At 54.8% G+C, this 3354-nt stretch carries 2 protein-coding genes; one reads left to right on the top strand and one right to left on the bottom strand.

Translation table 11 applies throughout. From position 1 onward, the window contains the following. The first annotated feature begins 89 nt into the window (after positions 1–89). Complete coding sequence (gene rnr / locus Q0C48_RS06250; protein ID WP_291522598.1) at positions 90–2330, top strand: ribonuclease R; 2241 nt, start codon at positions 90–92, stop codon at positions 2328–2330. Positions 2331–2381: 51 nt separating this feature from the next. On the opposite strand, the gene ppk2 is transcribed toward rnr, so the two are convergent. Continuing rightward, entirely contained in the window at positions 2382–3167 is a 786-nt protein-coding gene (gene ppk2, locus Q0C48_RS06255) for a polyphosphate kinase 2 (RefSeq protein WP_291522601.1), read from the bottom strand. Positions 3168–3354: the final 187 nt, after the last annotated feature.

Consider the following 3354-nt stretch of genomic DNA (forward strand, 5'->3'; position numbering starts at 1 on the left):
TTCGCTCACTAGGACCTGAACCTAGCGCGTCTACCAATTCCGCCACCTCGGCGTGAACGGAATAATCATTTATTAAGGAGCATTTGTCAATGCCGGAAACACAAGAACCCGCATCGCTGAGTGACCGCGATCCCATGTTCGAGCGCGAAAAAGAAAAATATGAACGGCCTATCGTTAGCCGGGAGTACATTCTCAGCTATCTGGAGGGTGCTGGCCAGCCACTGACTCTGGAAGGCATTATCACTGAGCTCGAGGTGGCCGAAGATGATCAGGAAGCCTTGCGGCGTCGTCTGCGGGCCATGGAACGGGACGGGCAACTGGTTCGCAACCGTCGCGGCGCTTACGGAATCGTTGAGGCGATGGAATTGGTGCGTGGTACGGTCAGCGCCCACCCCGATGGCTTTGGTTTCCTGATCCCCGAGGGGGGCGGGAAGGATCTCTTCCTTTCTCCGCGGGAAATGCGCAAGGTGTTCCATGGCGATACGATTTTGGGACGGGCGGTAGGGGAGGATCGGCGCGGACGTATTGAAGGCGCGGTTGTGCGCATTTTGGAGCGCGCGCTCAAGGAGATTGTGGGCCGTTACTATGCGGATGGTGGTGTACATTACGTGGTTCCCGAAGACCGCCGTATTCCCCAGGAGTTCGGGGTGGTAGAGGGTGGTGAATTAGCGCCCGTGCACGGACAGATTGTCACGCTGCAAATTACTCAGTACCCCGATGGGCGCAATATGCCACAAGGGCGCATCGTCGAGATTCTCGGTGAGCACATGGCCCCGGGTATGGAAGTCGAAATTGCCGTCCGTAACTATGGTCTGCCCCATCAGTGGTCAGGAGAAGTGCTTGCCGAAATCACGCACTTCTCGGAGACAGTGCCGGAGGTGATGAAGGAAGGTCGCCGAGATCTGCGAGACCTGCCGCTGGTCACCATTGACGGCGCCGACGCCAAGGACTTTGACGATGCGGTCTACGCCGAGGAAATCGAAAATGGCTTCCGGCTGATTGTCGCAATCGCCGACGTGGCCACTTATGTGCGCACGGACTCGGCGCTGGACAAAGAGGCAGTGACCCGCGGCAATTCAGTCTATTTCCCGCGGCGGGTGATTCCCATGCTGCCCGAGATACTGTCCAACGGACTCTGTTCCCTCAACCCCCATGTGGATCGCCTCTGCATGCTTTGTGAGATGGAGATGGATGCGACGGGCGAGGTGCAGCGTTTCCGTTTTGACCGGGGCGTCATGCGCTCTCAGCGCCGTTTTACCTACGATGAAGTGGCGGCCATATTGGCGGGTGACGAGGTCTTAAGGGCGCAGGACGCGGCTATGGCCCCGCACCTGGAGGCCCTGCACCGCCTCTATGAAAGCCTTGCCAAGGCCCGTGAGCGGCGTGGCACTATTGAGTTTGACTCACAGGAAAGCCGTATTATCTACAACGACCAGTTGCGTATTGAAAAAATTGTGGCTGTCACCCGCAATGTGGCGCATCGGATCATTGAGGAATGTATGCTCGCGGCGAATGTGTGTGCGGCGCAATATTTCCGCATCCATGAGCTGCCCATGCTGTACCGGGTGCATCCGGAGCCGTCCAGCGACAAGCTGGAAGATTTGCGTCGCTTTCTCGGGGAGCTCGGCGTGCCGGTGCGTCTGCCTACCCACCCGCGCAGTGCTGATCTGGCCAAAATCATTGAAGATACCCGTGAGCGCAGTGATTCCAGTCTGATTCAGACGGTCATTCTGCGCAGCCTGGCACAAGCCTATTACACCGTGGATACGGGTATGCACTTCGGACTGGCCTTCCCGGCCTATACGCACTTTACCTCACCCATCCGCCGCTATCCGGATCTCGTGGTGCATCGCGGTATTCAGGCCTTACTGGACGCTGCGGGTGCTGAACCGAAGTGGTTTCCGAAAAAGGAACTGCAAGAACTCGGCCAGCATTGTTCCATGACTGAACGGCGGGCCGACGAAGCCAGTCGCGAGGCGATAAACTGGCTCAAGTGCGAATTTATGATGGATAAAGTAGGAGAGACCTATACCGGCATTATTACCGGCGTCACCGGCTTTGGTCTCTTTGTGGCGTTACGGGAAATTTATGTGGAGGGTCTTATCCATATCAGCACCCTCGGTGAAGACTACTTCCACTTTGACGCGCAACACTACCGCATCATTGGCGATCGCAGCAAAGAAACCTTCCAGTTGGGCGATGAAATTGAGATCAGGGTCATGAATGTTAATTTAGATGAGCGTAAAATCGACTTCGAGCGGGTCATGCCAGAGGGACAGGGTGGTGGCGCCGCGAAAAGTCGCAGGAGTCGGCGGAGCAGGAAAGACTAGAGAAGCGCCCCTGGCGCCGCTCTGCGGAGGGGCGGCGCCAGGGTTCTGTGTTCATACCTTAATCATACCATTTTCCAGATAAAGCGGATCATAGTCGAAGATAATAGTTTGATCGGATAATATCAGGCTGGTATCTTTGTTGGCATAATCCAAACGACTCAATAGCCCCTTGATGAGTTGGATGCGGGCGATTTTTTTGTCGTCTGCATCGACAATAGTCCAGGGTGTAAAGCTGGTGTGGGTACGCGCAAACATGACGTTGCGCGCGCTACTGTAGTCCTTCCAATATTTGACTGCCTGCTCATCAATGGGGCTGGTTTTCCATTGTTTGAGTGGGTCGTCTTTGCGCGCTTCCAGCCGTTTTTTTTGCTCACTTTTGGAAATATCCAGATACACCTTAATGAAATGGATACCCGAGCGGACCAGCATGCCTTCAAAATCCGTGACCTCGGCAAAAAATTCTTCATATTGCGCATCAGTGCAAAAACCCATGACTTTTTCCACGCCGGCGCGGTTATACCAGCTCCGGTTAAAAAAGACGATTTCTGCGGCGGCGGGAAAATAAGGAGTATAGCGCTGGAAATACCACTGACTTTCTTCGCGATCCGAAGGCTTACCTAAAGCCACGACCCGTGTTTCGCGGGGACTGAGGTGCTGGATGATGCGTTTGATGCTGCCGTCCTTACCGGCGGCATCACGTCCTTCCAGAATGACCAGGATTTTGTCATTCTTGCGGATAATGTGGCGTTGCAGTTTGACTAGCTCAATCTGGAGCTGATGTAACTCTTCTTTATAATGCTGTTTTCCCGTAATTTTGTCTTCTTCATGCTTGGTCATGATGCATCCTTTTTAACGACGGATAAGGTGGGGTACTTAAAACAGGCTGCGTGCAGCCTTACCGATGCCCTCGGCGCTCATGGGGTGCTGATCCGCAAAACGGGCCAGATCGTAGGCGGTAAGGCCATGGGTGGCAGCGGTGCCGATCTGTCCGATGAGATGGCCAGCGTCAATCCCTACCACCCAA

Origin of the sequence: Acidithiobacillus sp. (assembly GCF_023255755.1) — a bacterium.
In the GTDB taxonomy this organism is placed as follows: Bacteria; Pseudomonadota; Gammaproteobacteria; order Acidithiobacillales; family Acidithiobacillaceae; genus Acidithiobacillus.